We start from the raw sequence: 21,186 nt of genomic DNA, 5'->3' as shown, positions 1-21,186 counted from the left end.
CCTCACCACTTTTATCTTATTTGTCCGTTACCATATATAATATATTTTATTGTTGTTAACTCTTTAAGTCCCATAGGGCCTCTAGCATGTAGTTTTTGCGTACTTATTCCAATTTCAGCTCCAAAACCAAATTCTGACCCATCAGTAAATCTAGTTGATGCATTAACATATACAGCTGCTGCATCTATTCTTTGAAGAAATTTTTGTGAACTCTCATAACTATTTGTAACTATTGCTTCTGAGTGTCCAGTATTATGTTTATTTATATGATTTATAGCCTCGTCTATATCTTTTACTATTTTAACACTTATAATATAATCTAAATATTCTTTATAAAAATCTTCTTCTGTTGCCGCTTCAATATCACTAATTATTTTTCTTGAAGCTTCGTCCCCTCTTAAAATAACATCTTTTTCTCTTAAAGACTTCACTAAAATAGGAAGTATTTCTTCTGCCACATCTTGATGTATAACCAAGCTTTCTGCAGCATTACATACAGCAGGTCTTGATGTTTTTGCATTAACAACTATATTTTTTGCCATTTCAAAATCACAATCTTTATCAATATAAATATGACAATTTCCTGTTCCAGTTTCTATAACGGGAACAGTTGCATTTTTAACAACAGCATTTATAAGACCTGCTCCACCTCTTGGAATTAAGACATCTATATAGTCATTTAGCTTCATCATTTCCGTTGCAACTTCCCTACTTGTATCTTCAATAAGTTGAACTGAATCCTCTGGAAGACCTGCTTCTTTAAGTCCTTCTCTTAAAACTTTTGTTATTGCTATATTTGAATTTATTGCCTCTTTTCCACCTCTTAATATAACTGCATTTCCAGCTTTTAAACAAAGTCCAGCTGCATCACACGTAACATTTGGTCTTGCTTCATATATTATTCCTATAACTCCCATAGGAACTCTTTTTTGACCTATTTGAAGTCCATTTGGTCTATTCCACATAGAAATAACTTCTCCTACTGGATCTTGCAAATTAACAATTTGCTTAAGCCCATCAGCCATTGATTCTATTCTTGATTTATCTAATGATAATCTATCTAGCATAGCCTTATTAGTACCATTTTGAATTGCCTTTTCTAAATCTTTTTTATTTGCTTCTATTATTTCATTGCTTTTTTCTAATAGATTATTTGCCATTTTTTCTAAAGCTTTATCTTTATCTGTAGTTGTAAGATTAGCTAATATATATGCTGCTTCTTTAGCTTTTTGTCCCTTTAATATTAATTCACTCATCTAATTCTCCTTTCCATTCTTTAAAAATAAAGTACCAATTTCTTCACCATTTACAATATTAAATAATATTGAAGGCTCCTTACCATTAGCAAGAACCATATTTACTCCTTCATTATTTGCAGTTTTGGCCGCTGAAAGTTTTGTAATCATTCCACCTGTTCCAAAGCTTGTTCCTGCTCCACCTGCTGCCGCCTCTAATTCTTCTGTTATTTTAGATACTTCACTTAAAAGCTTTGCATCTTCATTACTTCTTGGATCTTTATCATAAAATCCATCTATATCTGAAAGTATTATTAAAAGATCTGCATTAACAAGCCCTGCAACTATTGCAGAAAGGTTATCATTATCTCCAAATTTAACTATATTTTCTATCTCATCTATTGCTACTGTATCATTTTCATTTACTATAGGCACTATTCCCATTTCTAATAATGTATTAAATGTATTACATACATTATTTCTTATATGATCATCCTCAACTACATCTCTTGTAAGTAACACTTGGCCTACAGTATGACTGTATTCTCCAAAAAATTTACTATATATATGCATTAATTCACATTGTCCAATTGCTGCTACTGCTTGTTTTTCTCTAATACTTTGGGGCTTTTCTTTAAGCTTTAATTTGCTACTTCCAACACCTATAGCTCCTGATGTTACAAGAACAACTTCTTTTCCTGAATTCATTAAGTCTGAAATAACTCTTGCAAGTTTTTCAATTCTTGTTAAATTAATATTTCCATTTTCATAAGTTAATGTTGACGTTCCTACTTTTACAACTATTCTCTTGGAATTTTTTATTTCTTTTCTAATGTTCATTTTCTTTACAACCCCTTGTATTATTTTTTAACTTCTTTTATTATATAACCTTATTTTTTTATTTTCTATTATGTTCTTAATTTTAGCATAATATATTTTTAATTTAATATATATTTAATAAAAAAAGATTTTTACAATTATGTTTAAATATGATATACTATTCTTGTAAATGTTTTCATTAAAGTGTTTACATTCAAATTGAATATATTAGGTGTTTATGTGGTAGAGATTTAGAGTTAAGCATAAATTAGGATAGCTTATTTTCCTATGCTTAACTTTTTTGTTTTTTAGATATAGGTTTAATTAACGAATATATTTCATTAACAATTATAGTTAATGTTTGTATTATAAAACTAATCTAATGGGGGTATTTTTATGGTTAACTTTCTAGCAGAAATGATAGGCACAATGTTCTTAATTTATCTTGGAGATGGAGTTGTTGCAAATGTTGTTTTAAAGAAAACAAAAGGCACAAACAGTGGTTGGATGGTAATCACAACTGGTTGGGCATTTGCTGTTGCTGTTCCTGCCTTTATCTTTGGTGCAACAAGTGGAGCACACTTTAATCCCGCTTTAACTTTATCCTTAGCTGCCATAGGTGATTTTCCTTGGAGCCAAGTTCCTATGTATATAACTGCTCAAATGATTGGCGCATTCTTAGGAGCTACTTTGGTATTTATACAATATTATAATCACTTTGAAGTTACTGATGATAAAGACGGAAAACTTGGTGTATTCTGTACAGGCCCTGCAATAAGAAATGGTAAATTCAACTTTATAAGTGAATTCTTTGGAACTTTCTTATTAGTATTTGCTATTTTAGGAATTAATGCAGTTCCAATGGCTAATGGTCTTAATACACTTGCTGTAGGTTTACTAATTTGGGTAATTGGTTTAAGTTCTGGTGGTACTACTGGATACGCAATAAATCCAGCAAGAGATTTAGGTCCAAGAATAGCACATGCTATTTTACCTGTCCCAGGAAAAAGGGATTCAGATTGGAAATATGCTTGGATTCCTGTAATTGCTCCAATTGTTGGAGGACTTCTAGGTGCATTTGCATTTGTAATCTTATTTAGATAGTTAATTTATGAGAATTTATATGAGGTGAGTGAAATGAAGAAATATGTAATCGCTTTAGATCAAGGAACTACAAGTTCAAGAGCAATTATTTTTGATAAATACCAAAATATAATTGCAGTTAGTCAAAAGGAATTTACTCAAATTTATCCAAAAGAAGGTTGGGTTGAACACAATCCAATGGAAATTTGGTCTTCTCAATTCGGTGTTTTACAAGAAGCTATAGCAAAAAGTAATATTTCTCCAAATGAAATTGCAGCTATCGGAATAACAAATCAGAGAGAAACTACAATCGTTTGGGATAAAAACACTGGTACACCAATATATAATGCAATTGTTTGGCAATGTAGAAGAACAGCTTCTATATGTGATGAACTTAGACAAAAAGGATTAGAAGAATATATTAAAGATACTACTGGCTTAGTTCTTGATGCTTATTTCTCAGGTACAAAAATTAAATGGATACTTGATAATGTTGAAGGTGCTAGAGAAAAAGCTGAAAAAGGTGATTTACTTTTCGGTACTGTAGATACTTGGCTTGTTTGGAAGCTTACAAATGGTAAATCTCATGTAACTGATTATACTAATGCTTCAAGAACTATGCTTTTCAATATAAAAGATTTAAAATGGGATGATAAATTATTAAAGGAATTAAATATTCCTAAAAATATGTTACCAGAGGTTAAAAGCTCATCTGAAATTTATGGATACACAAACCTTGGTGGAGAAGGTGGAATTAGAGTTCCTGTAGCAGGTATGGCCGGTGACCAACAAGCTGCATTATTTGGACAAACTGCCTTTGAAAAAGGTGATGCTAAAAATACTTATGGAACAGGTTGTTTCTTATTGATGAATACAGGAAATGAGCTAGTTAAAAGTAAAAAAGGCTTAATTACAACTATTGCTGCTAGCACTAAAGACAATGTACAGTATGCATTAGAAGGTTCTATATTTGTTGGCGGAGCTGTAATTCAATGGCTTAGAGATGAATTAAAACTTATAACAGATGCATCCGATTCAGAATATTTTGCAAATAAAGTAAAAAATAATGGTGGAGTTTATGTTGTTCCAGCATTTGTTGGTCTTGGTGCTCCTTACTGGGATATGTATGCAAGAGGTGCTATATTAGGATTAACTAGAGGTTCTAATAGAAATCACTTAATAAGAGCAGCTTTAGAATCAATAGCTTATCAAACTAAAGATGTTTTAGATGCTATGGTTTCAGATATGGGTTGCGAAATAAATATTTTAAGTGTTGATGGTGGTGCAAGTAGAAATAAATTCTTAATGCAATTCCAATCAGACTTAATAGGTAAAAAAGTTGAAAAACCAATAATCATAGAAACAACAGCTTTAGGTGCTGCTTACTTAGCTGGTCTTGCTGTTGGATTCTGGCAAAATAAAGATGAAATTAAACAAATGAAATGTATTGGAGAAACATTTGAACCAAAAATGGACTCTAAAGATGTTGACAAACTTTATTCAGGTTGGAAAAAAGCCGTTAAGAGATCAATGGAATGGGAAGATTCTGAATAAAATAAAAAAAAGAGCTATCATAAATATGATAGTTCTTTCTTTATTCTTATTTATTTTTTATTAAAAAATCCTTATTTCTAATTATTCTTGATAATTAGAAATTGTATTTTCTATTTTTTTAATAGTATCATGTACTGAACATAATGAATCTTCTATCATTTTTTTGTTTTCTGATTTTTCAACAGTAATTGCAGCATGATTTAACATTGATTCTGCTTGTTTTAATTCATCTAAAGAACATCTTACATTTTGAATAGCATTTCTTTTCATTTATAATGCACTCCTTTCATTCTTATACTAATAGTATGTATTATTTTTTTAATATTAAACCTGTATATTTAAGGATGCATTTATAATATTCTTATGTATATTTATAAATATTTTTAACAAAACTACTATCTTTTTTCATATTTTTGATGTATTATTAATATACATAGTGTATAAATATTAATTTTTAATGCATAAAATTATAAAAGGAGTGTAATTTATGAGTAATTGTATGAATAAATATAAGTTAAATTCATTATTAAAATTTTTAATTCCATCTATAATAGGAATATCTTTATTTATGATACCTTGTAAAATTAATGGCCAAGTAACAATTCCTATAGCTTTTCTTGCTAATTTTATAGAAGGAAATTTTACTGATTTATTAAAACTAATGGCTTTAATTTTAATATCGATATCTGTTATTGGAAGTATAATCATAAAAATATTTAAACCAAAATTTTTAGTAAAAAATGAATATCTAAATAATTTATTTAATGTATCACCATTATGGTTTATAGCTAGAATATTAGGAATGATTTTTATTATATGTTCTTATTTTCAAATAGGACCTGAATTTATATGGTCTGAAAATACAGGAGGACTTGTTTTAAATGATTTATTACCAATATTAATTGCAGTATTTTTATTTGCTGGATTTTTACTACCTTTGCTTTTAGACTTTGGTCTTTTAGAATTTGTAGGTTCTCTTCTTACTAAGATTATGAGACCTATTTTTAATCTTCCTGGTAGATCATCAATAGACTGTATAGCTTCATGGCTTGGTGATGGAAGTATAGGAATACTTTTAACTTCAAAGCAATATGAACAAGGCTTTTATACTAAAAGAGAAGCTGCTGTTATAGGCACTACTTTTTCAGCTGTATCAATAACATTTTGTTTAGTTATAATATCACAAGTTGGTCTTGCTCATATGTTTTTACCTTTCTATTTAACAGTTACACTTTCAGGAATAGTTGCAGCAATAATAATTCCAAGAATACCTCCTCTTTCAAAAAAAGAAGATTCTTATTTTGGAGGACAAGATTCAAAAAATCTAGAAGTTATTCCTAGTGGATATACTCCATTTTCTTGGGGACTTGAAAAAGCTGTTGAAAAAGCTGAAAGTAATACTAATGCAAAAGATTTCTTTATATCAGGAATAAAAAATGTTTTAGATATGTGGATTGGTGTACTTGCAATAGTTATGGCTATGGGTGGAATAGCACTTATGATTGCAGAATATACTTCTATATTCCAAGTTATGGGTATACCATTTATTCCATTCTTAAAGTTACTTGGAGTACCTGAAGCTGCTGCCGCATCTCAAACTTTAATTGTTGGATTTGCAGATATGTTTATACCTTCAGTTCTTGCAACTACAATAACTAATGAAATGACTAGATTTATAGTAGCTTGTATATCTGTAACTCAACTTATATACATGTCAGAAGTAGGAGGTCTTTTACTTGGATCAAAAATCCCTGTTGGAATAAAAGATCTAATAATATTATTCTTTGAAAGAACTATAGTAACATTACCTGTTATAGTTCTTATGGCGAATATTTTCTTTTAATTGATAAAATACTAATATTAGTATTTAGGGAGGTTTAGCTATGGTAATAATAAAAAAAGATGGTCGTTTAGAAAATTTTGATATTAATAAACTAATTACAAGCATTAAAAGTGCTTTTAGCGATTGTGGCAAAATATTAAATGAATCTGATATAAACTATATAAGAAAAACTTTTGACTCTAAGCTTACTAACTTTATAAAAAAGAATCCTGATAGAATAATTTCAAGTTTAGAAATTAAAATATTTTTATTTGAATCATTAAAAGAATGTGGATTCAATGACATATCAAAAAAATATGTTTTATTTTAAATTTATAGCTATACCAAAATATTTGGTATAGCTATTTAAATATAGTATTCTATCTAACTCATTAACAACTTATTCTAATAAATAATAAATTTAAATATTAAATAACTTAAAATATAACTTGTAATCTTATAATCATTATCTTAATTATATTTTAATTAATAAAGGAATAGAAATTTCTATTCTTTTATTTTTTATTATCCTTGAGATAATTGAGATTTTACAGTATTAATTTCTTCTGGAGTTGCTTGTTGAGCTGGAATATAATATCCCTTTTCTTTTGCTTTTTGGAATAATGCATATTGACGAGCTTCATCTTGATTTCTCATTACTTGAATTGTCTGTCTTAATTGTTCATTTTCTGTTTGTGATATTATATCACCATATTTTGATAAACTAGCATTAATTGAAGCTAAATAATCGCTTATCATTTCTTTTTCTTGCATTTTATATACCTCCCTAACCTAAGAATGACATTAGTTTTTCTTTGCTTGCCTTTGCATCTTGAGAATCTTTTTTAAGCATTTCTTTTAATTGAGGATCTGTGCATTGTTGTGCATAAGCTTCTAGTTTCTTTTCAACAGTACTATGACCACCAATTAAATGTCTTAAGTTTTGTAACTCTACTTCATTTAAATTAGCCATATAATCATCTCCTTTAATTTTCTACAATATTAGTATCTATTAGTTATAAAAAAATATTCATTTCTGTAATATGATTAACTTTGTAATAACTGTAAAATAAAAAACCTTTGAGTAAAATTTAAATATTACTCAAAGGTTTTCTTTATTTTTTCTTACCCCAATAATCTTTTGCCTCATCTTCTAACTTTTTCAATCTTGTATAATAATCAGGAAACTCTAATAAATGAGCTAAAGCGATTTGTCCTGTAAGAATTGGATCATTATTTGTAACATTAGTATTTGGAAATTTAGTTCCATGTTCAAGTTCAACTTCTAATCCCATTTTAAATTGTTTAAAATCAAATTTTTCTTTTGAAAAATCTATTTTTAATTTTTTAGCTATATCTTTTACTTCCTCATCTGAAAAAGAAACTTTTCCTAATTCACCTCTAAACTTAACTAACATCCACTTACTATTTTTCATTTTAAACCTCTTATAATAAATTATTTTTAAATTTATTATATTTATACATAAACATAAATGTTCTAATTTAAATATATTTTTAAGTAAATTTATTTTTCTATACTAACAAAAGTCTCATTATAGGTTATTTGTCCACCAATATCAGATATATCTGAAACAGTTATGTAATTAGGATTTCCATGTTTTGTCCACCAACCTACATACATCATTACAACATAATCAGCAATAGAATTATCTATTATAATTTCTACATTTATACTTCCATTTTTAGATTTTAATGTTACTTCTTCATAACTTTTTATTTTTAAATTACTAGCCATAGATTCATTTATATATGCTTTTGATATTCCTTCTTTATCCATCATATGTTGACTAAATAAAGTATCTCTGCTGTGATTAGTTAACAACCTAAATTTATTATTATTATTATTATTATCTTCAATAAAATCCTCTTTATATAAATTAATTTCAAATTTTCCCGACTTAGTTAAAAACATTTTATCTCTCCATGCAACTGAATCATGTATTGTTATATAATTATTTTTTATTTTTTCTATATATATATCATCTATATATTTATTAAGAGGTTCTATTATTTTTTCGATATATTCTCTTTTAGATACAAAAGGATAATTTTTTATATTTAATTTTTTAGCTAACTCCTTAAAAAATTCATATTCATCCATTCTTTTGTCTAATGGCTCTACAACTTTTTCATTATATATTATATATGGATTAGTCATTGAACTATAAAGTAAATCTTCGCTTTCTAAAGTACTTGTTGTTGGAATAAATAAATCACACCTTTTTGCAGTATCAGTCATAAACATATCAAAGCAAACTTTAAAATCTATTTTATCAATAGCACTATTTAATCCGTTTAAATTTGGTAATTGATTTAATAAATTACTCTTTACTATTACAGCCATCTTTATAGGAACATTGCTTTTAGTCAAGTCATCTTTAATCTTAGGTTTTTTAATATAAATATTATCTTTATAATATGTATTACCATTAATAGATTCATTTATAAAGCTAACTATATCACTAGTATAAAATTTTCTATTGATACAAAAGTTTTCACTATTAAAAGGATCTGTATTTAAAACTGATGGATAAACTTTATTAGCATAATTAACTCCACCGCCACTTACTCCTATTTGCCCTGTTATAGCTCCTAATGTATCTATCGCTCTTATTGTATTTCCACCATTTTTATATTTTTGTATTCCATATCCTAAAAGTATAGTTGAATACCTTTCTGTATATAATTTTACAAGCTTATATAAATCATCTAAATTAACTCCACATTTATTTAATAATATATTGAAATCTAATGATTCTAAATATTTCTTATACTTATCAAATCCTAAAACATATGATTTTATATAATTATCATCATAAAGTCTTTCTTCTATTATTAATTTTCCCATAGCTAATGCTAATGCACCATCTCCACCAGGTTTAATTTGTATATAAACATCAGATAACTTTGCTGTATTTGTATATATTGGATCAATAACTATTATTTTAGCACCTTTATCCTTTGCCTTTTTTATCATTTGCATAGTATGAATTGTTGTATTTGCAGGATTTTTTCCCCACACAAATATATTTTTACTGTTTAGCATATCTTCTAAGGAATGACTTCTTGAGTCGCCAAAATCTAATTTTTGTGCAGCAATTCCAGCACTCCAACATGGTCCACCTTTTTGTTTACTTACTCCCCCATAAAAGTTAAAAAATATATCCCCAATACTTTTTAAAATAGACCCATTACCATATTGCTCATAATACAATATTGAATTAGAAGAAAATTCTTCTTTATAATATTTTAGCTTTTCAGTAATAATATCCAATGCATCATCAAAAGATATTTCAATCCATTTATTCTCTCTTTTAATCATAGGTTTGTATATTCTATCTTTATGATTTAATCTATCTAGATGAGCTAATCCCTTTTTACATATAATACCTTTAGTATATGGATGATTTTTATCACCTTCTATTTTAATTTCTTTACTATCATTTACATAAATATTAAACTTACAACAATCAAAACAATCTAAGGTACAACCATGACTTAACTTTTTCATTTAATACCTCCATTTAAATTTAGAAAAAATTATTTTTTTCTTTTATTTACTGATTTCCTATAAATATATATTCCATATATCATAACTGCAATTAAAGCTATTATATTTTTGATTTGATCTGAAAATGTACTTTTTCCTGAATAAATATCAAAAAATATAATTCCTCCACATAAAACTTCTCCTATAATTGCTACTACTAACGTTATTTTAGCTATTAATTCTTTATTTTTTAATTTCAAGTTCATTACTCCCCATTCTTTATATTTTATTTAACTTATTAAATATTTTTATCAATAAACTCCCTTACTGTTTCCCAGTATTTTTTAGGATTAACTGTAGCTGCTTTAGCATGTCCAGCTCCTTTTATTACTAACTTTTCTTTTTTACAATTAGCAGCACTATAAACTTTATCTAACATATAAAAAGGAACAAAATCATCCTTATCTCCATGAATAAATAAAATAGGAACCTTTGCTTTTGCCAATTGTTTAACTGATGATGCAGCTCCTAGAAAGTACCCTGCTCTAATTTTACATACTAAACTTGCCACGTTCATAAAAGGAATTGGTGGTAACTTAAATAAAACTTTTAATTCATATGCAAATTGATCCCAAACTGAAGTATAACCACAATCTTCTATTATCAATTTTAAGTTGCTTGGAAGTTCTTCTCCAGATGTCATCATAACTGTTGCTCCACCCATTGATATTCCATGTAATATTGTTATATTATCTCTTTCATTTTCATTTAAAAAATTAATCCAACTAATTATATCTAATCTATCATCCCAACCCATTCCTATATAATCACCTTGACTCATTCCATGACCTCTTAAATCTGGAACTAATAAATTGTATCCCATTTCATAAAAATGTTTTGCAAAATTAGACATAAGTTTTCCTTCACTCGTATATCCATGAACTGTTATAACCCACTTATTTGTATCATTTTTATTTTTAATCTTATATCCATGAAGCTTTAACCCATCATATGAATTAATATAAATATCTTCATAATTTGAGTCATTTAAAAACCACTTTAAATCTTCTTTTGCATTTTCACCACTTGTTTTATCTTTTGTTAATTTTTCTTCATTTTTTTCATCTTTAGAATTAAAAATAATATCTTTTGATACTTTAGGATTTATAGCTAAATTATAAAATTTATTGCCTATAAAAATTAATCCAATAATTATTAAAAAAATTACTATAAAGCATATGATAATTAAACTTTTCATAATTCTTTCCTCCTTATACCTTTTAGTTCTATATTGATATTATATGATAATAAAATTAGAAACTAAATTTAAAAGTGTGAAATATAATAAATTTTACTAAATGTTTTATTTATAAAAATAAAGTATCTAGCATTAATGCTAGATACTTTATTAAACTACTTATTTTCATCTATTAACCTTTGAATTTCATCTTGGCAACTACCACATATAGTGCCAGCTCCTGTTGCTTCACCAACTTCTTCAACAGTATGTGCACCATTTTTTATTGCTTCAATTATAGTGTCATCTGTTATTCCAAGACATGTACATATAACATCACTCATTATAATCTCTCCTTTTCTTACATATCATAAATATTATTTACAAAATTTATGTTAAATATAACTAAATACTTTATTATTTAATTTTAAGCTTTCTATATCTATTAAAAGCTGCCATTATTTCCTGTCTTCTTGGCATAGCCAAATTGCAAGCTCCACCTTTTGAATTATTAATTGATATTAATCCTTTTTCTTTTATTCTATTTAATATCTTATCTGTAACCTCTTTTAAAGTTGAATTATTATCAATAGCATTATCCTCTGCCCATTTCATTATATATCCTATTGAGGTTACTTGCTCTTTATCAACTATTTGTTCAACTGCCCTTAAATTTATATCTTCTTTATTTATGCTAATTCCATCAGTTCCTAAGGTTTTAATTTTAACTCCTTTAGGTCCATTTTGTATTATTCCCTTTAAAATTTTTCTATCAAAATCTATTTTAATACTTAAATCATTATTTTCAATCCTTTTAAGTATTAATCCTTTTGCAAGCTCATTGGCTCTTAAAGTTACATCCCTTGGTTCATAACAATCCATTTGAATTACTGAATCTGCTATATCAAAATAATCTCCTGAACTACCCACAACTATTATTGTTGATATTTGCTTTTGCTCATATATCCCTTTAACTAATTCTATAAATGGTGTTATAGGTTCTTCTTCATTAGAAACTAATTTTTGCATTATATCATCCCTAATCATAAAATTAGTAGCTGATGTATCCTCATCTATAAGTAATAACTTACTATCACTTTCTATTGCTTCAACGATATTAGCAGCTTGTGATGTACTACCACTAGCATTCTCACTAATAAATTTTGTAGTATTTTTTCCATTTGGAAGATTATTTATAAATAATGATATATCATCTTTTACTATAGACCTTCCATCTTCTGCTCTAACTTTCATAGCGCTATTGTCAGTTATTACATATTCTCTTCCATCACCCTCAATATGATTATATACTCCAAGCTCTAAAGCATTTAAAAGTGTCGATTTACCATGATAACCACCACCAACTATTAAAGATATACCTTTTTTTATTCCCATCCCCTTTATTAACCCTTTGTTAGGCAAATTAATTTCTACTTCTAATTCCTTAGGTGATATAAAGCTTTTTGCTGACTTTAAAGGTTTAGTTGATATTCCACTTTCCCTTGGAAGTATAGACCCATTACCAACAAAAGCTACTAAATTTAATCTTTTTAATTCTTTTCTTATAAATTGTTGATCACATACAAGCTCAACTCTTTTTGTAAGTTTTTCTTTATTTAATCTTTCATACTTTAAACTATTTTCAACTATATTTGGTAAAAAATCATAAAGTATCTTATAAAGTTCCTTACCAAGTACAGTTCTTCCTCTAGCAGGAAAACCAATTTCAAATCTTACTTCTATTTTTTCTTTATCTATAATAACTGCTGTTCTATCTAAAATTTCTTGTGGACATTTGCTAATACTTATAATTCCACTCTTACCAGAACCCATAACCCTTTCTCCAAATTTATTTATGCATTGATTAAAAACTCTAGCAACAAAATCCTGAACAGCTATTTTTTTATGATATTCATTAAATAACTCATATGGTATTTTATTAATATTTTTATTCATACTCACTCTAATTCTTGATGGTGAAGCAAAAGGGTCTCCCTGAACATGATCTATAAATAAAATATAATCATCAAAATCATAATTTCCTTCTAAAGTTTTATATGCTTTATATCCTCTACCATCTATACTATTTATAAGATTTTTTAAATCACTTGCACCTTTCATTACTTATCATTCTCCTCTTTAACAAAAAACTCATCAATAAGTTTTTCACTTAATCTTCTATACATATTACTCATATTTACCATAGAACATAATAACAAAAACTTTTCTTCAAAATCGTTATTTCCTTTTACCTTTTTTTTAACCATTGTTTCTTTCTTTATAACATCTTCTCTAAAACTATCTATATCGCTATTGTACTGATTTAAATAATTTTCATATATATTTCTTAAATTTAATCTTTCTTCATCATTAAAATTTTCTACTATATTAGTTATAGATGTTTTTATATCAGTTAATGATAATGCGCCTTTTAAGTTATATATAAAGCTCATAAGTATTAAGTGCTCTTTTGAATATTTCTTATTTTTTATAGGCATAAGAAGTTTACCCTTAGCATAATTATTTATCATTGTTTTCGTAAGTACTTTATCATCTTCATTTCTTTTTGTTTCGTTATACTTTCCTTCAAAAAGTTGTATTACTTGATCCATATATAAATCTATTTCAGGTATATCATTTAATTTTATATTATTCTCTAAGTGTAATTCATCTATTAATTTATTTAATTCTTTAAATTCCATCTTGTTTCTCCTAATGTAGTTTTAAAAACTATATATTAAAATGTCCATATTTTTATAATAATAGTATTTATAAGATAATTCAATATTATTAAAGGAAATTAAGTGTTAATTTTAAAATTTAAGCAAATAATAACTTTGACCAAACACAAAATAAAAACATATAATAATATTATAACATGTAGTTTTAAAAACTACTTTATTAAAGGAGGTATTTATGTATAAATATTTAAGAGAACCATTAAATGGTTTAACACATATTATTGGTGCTGGTCTTTCATTAATTGGACTAATAGCATTAATAATAAAAGCTATTATTACAAATAGCAGCCTAATGACCATAGTTTCTGTAATTTTATTTGGTGTTAGTATGATTTTACTTTATTCTGCCTCTGCAACATATCACTCTGTAATTTCAACTGAAAAGGTTATATATACATTAAAAAAATTAGATCACTCAATGATTTTTGTTCTTATTACTGGGTCTTATGCTCCATTTTGCTTAATCGCACTTAATAATAAAGTCGGATTTATTCTTTTTGGAGCTGTTTTAATTTCAGCAATACTTGGAATTATATTTAAAATGTTTTGGGTCACTTGTCCTAAATGGGTATCAAGCGTTATGTATATAGCAATAGGTTGGTTTGCTATCTTTGCGATTTATCCATTATCACAAGTATTAATTCCAAAAGCTTTATTTTTATTAGTTCTAGGTGGAATTATGTATACAATAGGTGGTATAATCTATGCTTTTAAAGATAATAAATTTCAAATAGGTCAATTTGGAACTCATGAAATATTCCATATATTTATTATGCTAGGAACTTTATGTCATTTTCTTGCAGTATTTTTATATGTAATTTAAAAGGACTACAAACTTGTAGTCCTTATTTTATTAAATCTTTAAATTCAACTTTTATAGCTTTTTCTATATCATTAGGATTCATTTCTATTTGAAGCCCAATTTTTCCTCCACTAAAAACAATTTTTTCAAGTTCTAATGCTTCTTGTTGAAAAAAAGTCTTATATTGTTTTTTCATTCCTATAGGAGAACAACCTCCTCTTATGTATCCTGTAAGCTTATTTATATCTTTTACATGTATCATTTCAACTTTCTTTTCTCCACATGCCTTTGCACATTTTTTTAAATCTAACTCTTCTAATACAGGAATAACAAAAACATACAATTCTTTTGAATTTCCAACAGTAACTAATGTTTTATAAACTGTTTTAGGGTCTTGACCTGTTTTCTCTGCGACAGCAGCTCCATCTATATGTCCATCTGATGCATCATACGTTAATGCATTATACTCTATTTTATTTTTATCTAAAATTCTCATCGCGTTAGTTTTTTGCATTTTTTGCATTTTATTTACTCTCCTTCTTTAATCTAAATTTATATTTTATATTATAACATTGTATTTTTAGTTATTAATAAATACTTTTCATGTGATAATACTCTATAAATTTTTAAATAAACAAAGAACCACATAGTATAAAACTATGTGGCTAAATATATAAAATCCGAACAAGTCATACGCTATATTAACCTTTTATAAAGTTAATGAATCTCATGACCATTCTCCAACCTACAACTTTAATTATAAGATAATTTTATCATTTCTATAAAAACATTGTCAATAATATTTATCCATTTCTTCCATTTGCTTTAACGCTTTATTTTTACTTGCTTTGAAGCATTTTACATAAGTAATATTTTATTATAGTATTTATTTGAATTTATATGTTATAATAGGCAAATAAATATATTTATGAAATGAGGTAGAATAAGATTGATAACTGTATCAAATGTTAGTTTAAGATATGGTGGACGTAAACTTTTTGAAGACGTTAATTTAAAGTTCACTGCTGGAAATTGTTATGGTGTAATTGGAGCTAATGGTGCCGGTAAAAGTACATTTTTAAAAATCCTTGCTGGAGAAGTTGAACCAAATACAGGAGATGTATCAATTGCTCCTAATACAAGAATGTCTGTTTTAAAACAAGATCACTATCAATATGATGAATTTGAAGTTTTAGAAACAGTTATAATGGGTAATGAAAGACTTTACCAAATAATGAAGGAAAAAGATGCTCTATATGCTAAACCTGATTTTACTGATGAAGATGGAATCAAAGCATCAGAACTTGAAGGCGAATTTGCTGAACTTAATGGATGGGAAGCTGAAGCTGAAGCATCATCATTACTTCAAGGACTTGGAATAGGAACTGATATGCACTATAAAAAAGTTTCTGAATTAACTGGTGGAGAAAAAGTTAAGGTTCTTTTAGCGCAAGCTTTATTCGGTAATCCTGGAATACTTATACTTGACGAGCCTACAAACCACTTAGATATTAAATCAATCAATTGGCTTGAAGAATTCTTAATAAACTTTGAAGGAACTGTCATTGTTGTATCCCATGATAGACACTTCTTAAATAAAGTTTGTACTAATATAGCTGATGTTGACTTTGGTAAAATTAAAATATTTACTGGTAACTATGATTTCTGGTATCAATCAAGTCAATTAGCTCTTCAAATGGCTAAAGAACAAAATAAGAAAAAAGAAGATAAAATTAAAGAACTTCAAGACTTTATTGCTAGATTTAGTGCTAATGCATCAAAATCAAAACAAGCAACTTCAAGAAAAAAATTATTAGATAAAATTACTTTAGATGATATTCAACCATCAACTAGAAGATATCCATTTGTTGGATTTAAACCTGAAAGAGAAGTGGGTAATGATATATTAATAGTTGAAAACTTATCAAAAACTATAGATGGAGTTAAAGTTTTAGATAACGTAAGCTTTAGAGTTAATAAAGATGATAAAATTGCTTTAGTTGGAAGCAACGAAATAGCTATTACAACATTATTTAAAATAATAAATGGTGAAATGGAGCCAGATAGTGGTTCATACAAATGGGGAATAACTATTTCAACAGCATACTTCCCTAAAGATAACTCAGAATTCTTCAACGATTGCCATCTTTCATTAGTAGATTGGCTTAGACAGTTCTCTGAAGAGAAATCTGAAAGCTACATAAGAGGATTCCTTGGAAGAATGTTATTCTCAGGTGAAGAAGCTCTTAAAGAAGCTTCTGTTTTATCTGGAGGAGAAAAAGTTAGATGTATGTTATCTAGAATGATGCTTTCAAATGCTAATGTATTAATGCTAGATCAACCTACAAACCACTTAGACCTTGAATCAATAACAGCTGTAAATAATGGTCTTAAAGATTATAAGAGTGTATTATTATTTGCATCTCATGACCATGAGTTTATACAAACTATTGCAAATAGAATAATAGATATTAAAGAAGATGGTTCTATAGTTGATAGAGTAATGTCTTATGACGAATACTTAGATACTATGAATTAATTAAATTTAACAACATTAAAAAGTTAGTGCATTAATTTATGCACTAACTTTATTATTATTATTTTATTATGTAATCTACTATTTCATGAACATAATCTATATGATTTTTTGCATACGCCTTAACACCATCTTCCGCTCTATTAAATGTATAACTATTATTTGTTATTTCAAACATAGATACATCATTAAACGAATCTCCTACAGTATATATATCATCAAAGTTTTTATTTTCTAATTTTAAAACTTCTTTTAATCCATTTCCCTTAGATGATCCTTTAGAAACTATATCAATAAAAAATTGATTTCTAAATATGCCAAGTTCATCACCAAACATATCTACTAATCTAGACTTTATTTTTTCAGCTCTTTCTATAGATCCATCTGCTGCAAATACACTCAAAATTAATGCTCCACTTTTTAAATTTAATATATCTTCCTTTTTAGCTACTTCAACTTTAAATTCTTCAAACATTTCAATATTTTCTAAATCAGTATTTTTATTATCTATTAAGTTCATTCCATTTCCATTGTCAAAATAAATTACTGTTTGTTCTTCATCTGAAAATTCTTCTATAATCTTTTTAACATTATCAAAATTAATCATACTATTTTTTATTATATTTTTATCCTTATCTAGTATTAAAGCTCCATTACATAAAACTAAATAATCAAATTCTAAATCATATTTATCAAATACTTCTTCCATACCTAAAAGTGTTCTACCTGTAGATACAATAAATTTATGACCCTTTTTACGTAAAGTTTTTATTCCTTCAAGATCTCTCTTGTGTATTTCCTTATCAACCAATAATGTTCCATCAAAATCACTTGCTAATAACTTCATAAATTCCTCCCTAAATAAAAAAATGTATCTCATACTTAATATAGCATGAGATACATTTTTATTATATAGTATTATATAATTTCTTCTGAAGATTTATCTTTTCTCTTATATTTTAAGTGTAATAACTCATGAGCTCTTCCATGTCCAGGTTCTCCCATATACGTTTCATACATCTTTAATAAAGCTTCATTTTCATGTGACTTTCTCTTCTTGAAGTTTTTATCTTGATTATATAAAACTGAAGCTCTTACGGCTTTTACATTTATCTTTTCTCTATTTTCAGCACTTACGTGTGGTTGACCACCACCATCTACACATCCTCCTGGACATGCCATAACTTCTATAAAGTGATAGTCTTTATTATTCATTCTTCCACTTTCCATGAATTCATAAAGGTTTGCTGAACCATTAACTACTGCTACATTATAATCTTTTCCACCTATATTTACTGTAGCTTCTTTTATTCCATCTAAACCTCTTACTGCATGGTATTCTATTTCTTCTAAACTTTTCTTTTCAACAAAGTCTTTAGCTGTTCTTATTGCAGCTTCCATAACTCCACCAGTTGCTCCAAATATAGCTCCTGCACCAGTGTATTCTCCCATTGCAGGATCTTGAACTCCATCTTCTAACTTAGCAAAGTTTATCTTTCTTGCCTTTATCATTTTAGCTAATTCTCTTGTAGTTATAACAGCATCAATATTTCTTAATCCGTTATTTTCCATCTCTGGTCTATCAGCTTCATACTTTTTAGCTGTACATGGCATTACAGTAACTGTAAATACATTTTTAGGATCAATATCTGCTATTTCTGGATAATATGTTTTTGTTGCAGCACCAAATATTTGTTGTGGTGACTTAGCTGATGATAAATTATCTATAAGCTCTGGATAACTATTTTCTACTTGTCTAACCCAAGCAGGACAACATGATGTAAGCATTGGGAATGGACCACCAGCTTGTATTCTTTGAATAAGTTCTGTAGCTTCTTCCATTATAGTCATATCTGCACCAAAGTTTATATCAAATACTTTATCAAATCCTAATTCTCTTAATGCAGTGTATAATTTTCCTGTTACATCTACTCCGTAACCCATATTGAATAATTCACCCATTGCTGTTCTTACAGCTGGAGCCATAGCAACTATTACGTGTTTTTCTGGATCAGCTAAAGCTTCTTCAACTCTTTCAATATGTGACTTTTCTTCTAATGCAGCTACCGGACATGCAGCAACACATTGTCCGCATAATAAACAATTTGTTTCATCAAAACACTTATTATCTGTTGGAGCTACCATTCTTGTTCCATCTATGTTTGTTATTTTTATAGCTTCTGTACCTGATTTTGATTTACAAGCAGCTTGACATCTTCCACAAAGTACACATTTTGTTCTATCTATAGTTATTGATTTACTTCTTTCATCAATATATTCACTCTTATCTTTTGGTAAAAAAGGTGTTGTAGCTCTTCCTTTGCTCTTTATAACTAATTTTAAAAGTTCACAAGTTTCTCTTCTTGAACATTGTCCACACTTAAATTCGTGTTTATTTAATAAAGTAGAAACTCTTGACTTAACTCTTTCTTGAACTTTTTCAGTATTTGTTCTTACAACCATTCCATCTTCAACTTTTGTAATACAAGCTAAAGCAAGATTTGGTTTTCCTTCTATTTCAACAGCACATACTCCACACTTACCTATATTTGAACATTCTTTTAAGTAACAAAGTGTCGCTATATCATTTATGCCATTTTGTCTTGCAGCATCTATTATAGTAGTACCTTCTGCAACTTGGATTTCCTTGTCATTAATAATTAATCTTTTCATCCTTAAAAACGTACCTCCATTAACTTAAATTTAAACCCTCTCAAAACTAAAAAGTTATAATTTTAACTAATCGAATTATATATATTTAAAATTATTAAAAATAATCTTTAAAATTTAATCACTATTTGATTTTAACCTATTCTATACATAATATCAATTGCTTGTTAATATGTTATAATTTTCAAACTACTTCAACTTGCATTAAGTATTACTTTACTCTATACTTTTATTATATTTGTTAAGAAAATTTTTATAAAATTTCACAGAGGAGTAAAATATGATACTTGTATACAATAGAACTACAAAATCATACGAAGAAGAAAAAGTTGCCGGAATAAAATATTTAGAATGGTGCTATCAATCCCCTTCTGGAAGACGTATTACAGAACTTATTGTCAAAAAGAAAATTTGTTCAAAATTATATGGTTTTTTTTGCGATTCAAAATTAAGTAAAAAGAAAATACCTCAATTTATAGATAATTTTAATATAAATATGAGCATGTATTCTAAAGCACCTAAAGAATTTAAAAACTTTAATGACTTTTTTGCTAGGGAAGTTATCCCTACTGCAAGACCTATCCCATCAAATAATAATTTGTTAATGTCTCCTGTTGATGGAAGATTACTTGCTTATGATAATATAAACATGAATAAATTAGTTCAAGTAAAAGGAATAACTTATAGCCTTAAAGAACTAATAGGAGATTCTGAAATAGCAAAAAATTATGATAATGGAATTTGTTTAATTTTTAGGTTATGTCCTACCGATTATCATAGATATCATTTTGTTGATTCAGGCATACCACTTAAAAATCATAAGATAAAAGGGAATTACTATTCTGTAAATCCTATAGCAGTTGATAAAATACCTAAACTTTTCTGCCAAAATAAACGTGAATGGTCAATTTTTAAATCTGATCATTTTGATAATATACTTTATGTAGAAGTAGGTGCAACATGTGTTGGTAGCATAATTCAATCTTATAAAGAAAACAAAAAAGTAAATAAAGGTGATGAAAAAGGCTACTTTAAATTTGGTGGTTCAACAGTAATTTTATTTCTAAAAAAAGATACAGTTAAAATTGATAGTGATATACTAAAACAAACACAATTAGGTTATGAAACTAAAGTTTATATGGGTGAGTCAATCGGTAAAAAAATAAAGTAACTAGA

22 protein-coding genes are annotated in these 21,186 nt (G+C 27.2%); 7 read left to right on the top strand and 15 right to left on the bottom strand.

Features of this window, described 5'->3' with window-relative positions:
• Positions 1–11: 11 nt before the first annotated feature.
• On the bottom strand, positions 12–1,256 hold the full coding sequence (locus Q4E08_RS01160; RefSeq protein WP_303127278.1) for a glutamate-5-semialdehyde dehydrogenase: 1,245 nt from the start codon (positions 1,254–1,256) through the stop codon (positions 12–14).
• Positions 1,257–2,075, bottom strand: a complete 819-nt coding sequence (gene proB / locus Q4E08_RS01155) for a glutamate 5-kinase (RefSeq protein ID WP_303127276.1) — start codon at positions 2,073–2,075, stop codon at positions 1,257–1,259.
• A gap of 375 nt (positions 2,076–2,450) precedes the next feature.
• On the opposite strand from proB, the gene Q4E08_RS01150 reads away from it, so the two are divergent.
• Positions 2,451–3,158 (top strand): MIP/aquaporin family protein, encoded by a 708-nt coding sequence (locus tag Q4E08_RS01150; protein ID WP_303127274.1) that lies wholly within the window; start codon positions 2,451–2,453, stop codon positions 3,156–3,158.
• Positions 3,159–3,191: 33 nt separating this feature from the next.
• Positions 3,192–4,691 carry a glycerol kinase GlpK gene (gene glpK, locus Q4E08_RS01145; RefSeq protein ID WP_303127273.1) on the top strand — a complete coding sequence of 500 codons (1,500 nt, stop codon included), beginning with the start codon at positions 3,192–3,194 and terminating at the stop codon, positions 4,689–4,691.
• 81 nt (positions 4,692–4,772) lie between these two features.
• Here glpK and Q4E08_RS01140 read toward each other — a convergent pair whose 3' ends face one another.
• The gene (locus tag Q4E08_RS01140; protein ID WP_303127271.1) at positions 4,773–4,961 is read right to left on the bottom strand and encodes a hypothetical protein; all 189 of its coding nucleotides are present in this window, start codon (positions 4,959–4,961) and stop codon (positions 4,773–4,775) included.
• 217 nt (positions 4,962–5,178) lie between these two features.
• Between Q4E08_RS01140 and Q4E08_RS01135 the strand changes: the two genes are divergently transcribed.
• Both Q4E08_RS01135 and Q4E08_RS01130 read left to right on the top strand, forming a co-directional pair.
• Positions 5,179–6,534, top strand: a complete 1,356-nt coding sequence (locus Q4E08_RS01135) for a YjiH family protein (protein ID WP_303127269.1) — start codon at positions 5,179–5,181, stop codon at positions 6,532–6,534.
• A 40-nt stretch (positions 6,535–6,574) separates the two neighbouring features.
• On the top strand, positions 6,575–6,844 hold the full coding sequence (locus Q4E08_RS01130) for an ATP cone domain-containing protein (RefSeq protein WP_303127267.1): 270 nt from the start codon (positions 6,575–6,577) through the stop codon (positions 6,842–6,844).
• 194 nt (positions 6,845–7,038) lie between these two features.
• Here Q4E08_RS01130 and Q4E08_RS01125 read toward each other — a convergent pair whose 3' ends face one another.
• The 9 genes from Q4E08_RS01125 to Q4E08_RS01085 all read right to left on the bottom strand — a co-directional run bounded on the left by Q4E08_RS01125 (position 7,039) and on the right by Q4E08_RS01085 (position 13,963).
• Complete coding sequence (locus tag Q4E08_RS01125; protein ID WP_303127263.1) at positions 7,039–7,287, bottom strand: spore coat protein; 249 nt, start codon at positions 7,285–7,287, stop codon at positions 7,039–7,041.
• A 13-nt stretch (positions 7,288–7,300) separates the two neighbouring features.
• The gene (locus Q4E08_RS01120) at positions 7,301–7,486 is read right to left on the bottom strand and encodes a hypothetical protein (protein WP_303127261.1); all 186 of its coding nucleotides are present in this window, start codon (positions 7,484–7,486) and stop codon (positions 7,301–7,303) included.
• A 142-nt stretch (positions 7,487–7,628) separates the two neighbouring features.
• Positions 7,629–7,949, bottom strand: coding sequence for a DUF5661 family protein (locus Q4E08_RS01115; protein WP_303127259.1), 321 nt, complete (start codon positions 7,947–7,949; stop codon positions 7,629–7,631).
• 89 nt (positions 7,950–8,038) lie between these two features.
• A complete protein-coding gene (locus Q4E08_RS01110) occupies positions 8,039–10,045 on the bottom strand; it encodes a molybdopterin-dependent oxidoreductase (RefSeq protein WP_303127257.1) in 2,007 nt (668 codons plus the stop codon).
• Between the two features lie 29 nt (positions 10,046–10,074).
• Positions 10,075–10,284, bottom strand: a complete 210-nt coding sequence (locus Q4E08_RS01105; RefSeq protein ID WP_303127255.1) for a hypothetical protein — start codon at positions 10,282–10,284, stop codon at positions 10,075–10,077.
• A 38-nt stretch (positions 10,285–10,322) separates the two neighbouring features.
• Positions 10,323–11,282, bottom strand: a complete 960-nt coding sequence (locus Q4E08_RS01100; protein WP_303127253.1) for an alpha/beta hydrolase — start codon at positions 11,280–11,282, stop codon at positions 10,323–10,325.
• Between the two features lie 155 nt (positions 11,283–11,437).
• Positions 11,438–11,605 carry a bacterioferritin-associated ferredoxin gene (locus Q4E08_RS01095; protein WP_303127251.1) on the bottom strand — a complete coding sequence of 56 codons (168 nt, stop codon included), beginning with the start codon at positions 11,603–11,605 and terminating at the stop codon, positions 11,438–11,440.
• Between the two features lie 73 nt (positions 11,606–11,678).
• On the bottom strand, positions 11,679–13,382 hold the full coding sequence (locus Q4E08_RS01090) for an ABC-ATPase domain-containing protein (RefSeq protein ID WP_303127249.1): 1,704 nt from the start codon (positions 13,380–13,382) through the stop codon (positions 11,679–11,681).
• Entirely contained in the window at positions 13,382–13,963 is a 582-nt protein-coding gene (locus Q4E08_RS01085) for a DUF1836 domain-containing protein (RefSeq protein WP_303127247.1), read from the bottom strand. The genes Q4E08_RS01090 and Q4E08_RS01085 overlap by 1 nt, the downstream gene beginning before the upstream one ends.
• 214 nt (positions 13,964–14,177) lie before the next feature.
• Here Q4E08_RS01085 and Q4E08_RS01080 point away from each other — a divergent pair, with 214 nt between their 5' ends.
• On the top strand, positions 14,178–14,825 hold the full coding sequence (locus tag Q4E08_RS01080; protein ID WP_303127245.1) for a hemolysin III family protein: 648 nt from the start codon (positions 14,178–14,180) through the stop codon (positions 14,823–14,825).
• A 22-nt stretch (positions 14,826–14,847) separates the two neighbouring features.
• On the opposite strand, the gene ybaK is transcribed toward Q4E08_RS01080, so the two are convergent.
• A complete protein-coding gene (gene ybaK / locus Q4E08_RS01075; protein WP_368410140.1) occupies positions 14,848–15,327 on the bottom strand; it encodes a Cys-tRNA(Pro) deacylase in 480 nt (159 codons plus the stop codon).
• A 426-nt stretch (positions 15,328–15,753) separates the two neighbouring features.
• Here ybaK and Q4E08_RS01070 point away from each other — a divergent pair, with 426 nt between their 5' ends.
• The gene (locus tag Q4E08_RS01070) at positions 15,754–17,343 is read left to right on the top strand and encodes an ABC-F family ATP-binding cassette domain-containing protein (protein WP_303127243.1); all 1,590 of its coding nucleotides are present in this window, start codon (positions 15,754–15,756) and stop codon (positions 17,341–17,343) included.
• A gap of 58 nt (positions 17,344–17,401) precedes the next feature.
• Here the strand turns inward: Q4E08_RS01070 and Q4E08_RS01065 are convergent, their stop codons facing one another.
• The gene (locus tag Q4E08_RS01065) at positions 17,402–18,187 is read right to left on the bottom strand and encodes an HAD-IIB family hydrolase (RefSeq protein ID WP_303127241.1); all 786 of its coding nucleotides are present in this window, start codon (positions 18,185–18,187) and stop codon (positions 17,402–17,404) included.
• Positions 18,188–18,258: 71 nt separating this feature from the next.
• Complete coding sequence (locus tag Q4E08_RS01060; RefSeq protein WP_303127239.1) at positions 18,259–20,013, bottom strand: ferredoxin hydrogenase; 1,755 nt, start codon at positions 20,011–20,013, stop codon at positions 18,259–18,261.
• A 277-nt stretch (positions 20,014–20,290) separates the two neighbouring features.
• On the opposite strand from Q4E08_RS01060, the gene Q4E08_RS01055 reads away from it, so the two are divergent.
• On the top strand, positions 20,291–21,181 hold the full coding sequence (locus Q4E08_RS01055) for a phosphatidylserine decarboxylase (RefSeq protein ID WP_303127237.1): 891 nt from the start codon (positions 20,291–20,293) through the stop codon (positions 21,179–21,181).
• The last annotated feature ends 5 nt before the right edge of the window (positions 21,182–21,186 follow it).

It is taken from the genome of Clostridium sp. (assembly GCF_030532265.1).
Classification (GTDB): Bacteria; Bacillota; Clostridia; order Clostridiales; family Clostridiaceae; genus Clostridium.
The sequence above is the reverse complement of the archived record's forward strand: the minus strand, read 5'-3'. Positions and strand labels throughout refer to the sequence as shown.

Excerpts from the sequence above, each read along its gene's own strand:
- Q4E08_RS01160 (WP_303127278.1), bottom strand. The coding sequence starts at position 1,256 with ATGAGTGAATTAATATTAAAGGGACAAAAAGCTAAAGAAGCAGCATAT.
- proB (WP_303127276.1), bottom strand. The coding sequence starts at position 2,075 with ATGAACATTAGAAAAGAAATAAAAAATTCCAAGAGAATAGTTGTAAAA.
- Q4E08_RS01150 (WP_303127274.1), top strand. The coding sequence starts at position 2,451 with ATGGTTAACTTTCTAGCAGAAATGATAGGCACAATGTTCTTAATTTAT.
- glpK (WP_303127273.1), top strand. The coding sequence starts at position 3,192 with ATGAAGAAATATGTAATCGCTTTAGATCAAGGAACTACAAGTTCAAGA.
- Q4E08_RS01140 (WP_303127271.1), bottom strand. The coding sequence starts at position 4,961 with ATGAAAAGAAATGCTATTCAAAATGTAAGATGTTCTTTAGATGAATTA.
- Q4E08_RS01135 (WP_303127269.1), top strand. The coding sequence starts at position 5,179 with ATGAGTAATTGTATGAATAAATATAAGTTAAATTCATTATTAAAATTT.
- Q4E08_RS01130 (WP_303127267.1), top strand. The coding sequence starts at position 6,575 with ATGGTAATAATAAAAAAAGATGGTCGTTTAGAAAATTTTGATATTAAT.
- Q4E08_RS01125 (WP_303127263.1), bottom strand. The coding sequence starts at position 7,287 with ATGCAAGAAAAAGAAATGATAAGCGATTATTTAGCTTCAATTAATGCT.
- Q4E08_RS01120 (WP_303127261.1), bottom strand. The coding sequence starts at position 7,486 with ATGGCTAATTTAAATGAAGTAGAGTTACAAAACTTAAGACATTTAATT.
- Q4E08_RS01115 (WP_303127259.1), bottom strand. The coding sequence starts at position 7,949 with ATGAAAAATAGTAAGTGGATGTTAGTTAAGTTTAGAGGTGAATTAGGA.
- Q4E08_RS01110 (WP_303127257.1), bottom strand. The coding sequence starts at position 10,045 with ATGAAAAAGTTAAGTCATGGTTGTACCTTAGATTGTTTTGATTGTTGT.
- Q4E08_RS01100 (WP_303127253.1), bottom strand. The coding sequence starts at position 11,282 with ATGAAAAGTTTAATTATCATATGCTTTATAGTAATTTTTTTAATAATT.
- Q4E08_RS01095 (WP_303127251.1), bottom strand. The coding sequence starts at position 11,605 with ATGAGTGATGTTATATGTACATGTCTTGGAATAACAGATGACACTATA.
- Q4E08_RS01090 (WP_303127249.1), bottom strand. The coding sequence starts at position 13,382 with ATGAAAGGTGCAAGTGATTTAAAAAATCTTATAAATAGTATAGATGGT.
- Q4E08_RS01085 (WP_303127247.1), bottom strand. The coding sequence starts at position 13,963 with ATGGAATTTAAAGAATTAAATAAATTAATAGATGAATTACACTTAGAG.
- Q4E08_RS01080 (WP_303127245.1), top strand. The coding sequence starts at position 14,178 with ATGTATAAATATTTAAGAGAACCATTAAATGGTTTAACACATATTATT.
- ybaK (WP_368410140.1), bottom strand. The coding sequence starts at position 15,327 with ATGCAAAAAATGCAAAAAACTAACGCGATGAGAATTTTAGATAAAAAT.
- Q4E08_RS01065 (WP_303127241.1), bottom strand. The coding sequence starts at position 18,187 with ATGAAGTTATTAGCAAGTGATTTTGATGGAACATTATTGGTTGATAAG.
- Q4E08_RS01060 (WP_303127239.1), bottom strand. The coding sequence starts at position 20,013 with ATGAAAAGATTAATTATTAATGACAAGGAAATCCAAGTTGCAGAAGGT.
- Q4E08_RS01055 (WP_303127237.1), top strand. The coding sequence starts at position 20,291 with ATGATACTTGTATACAATAGAACTACAAAATCATACGAAGAAGAAAAA.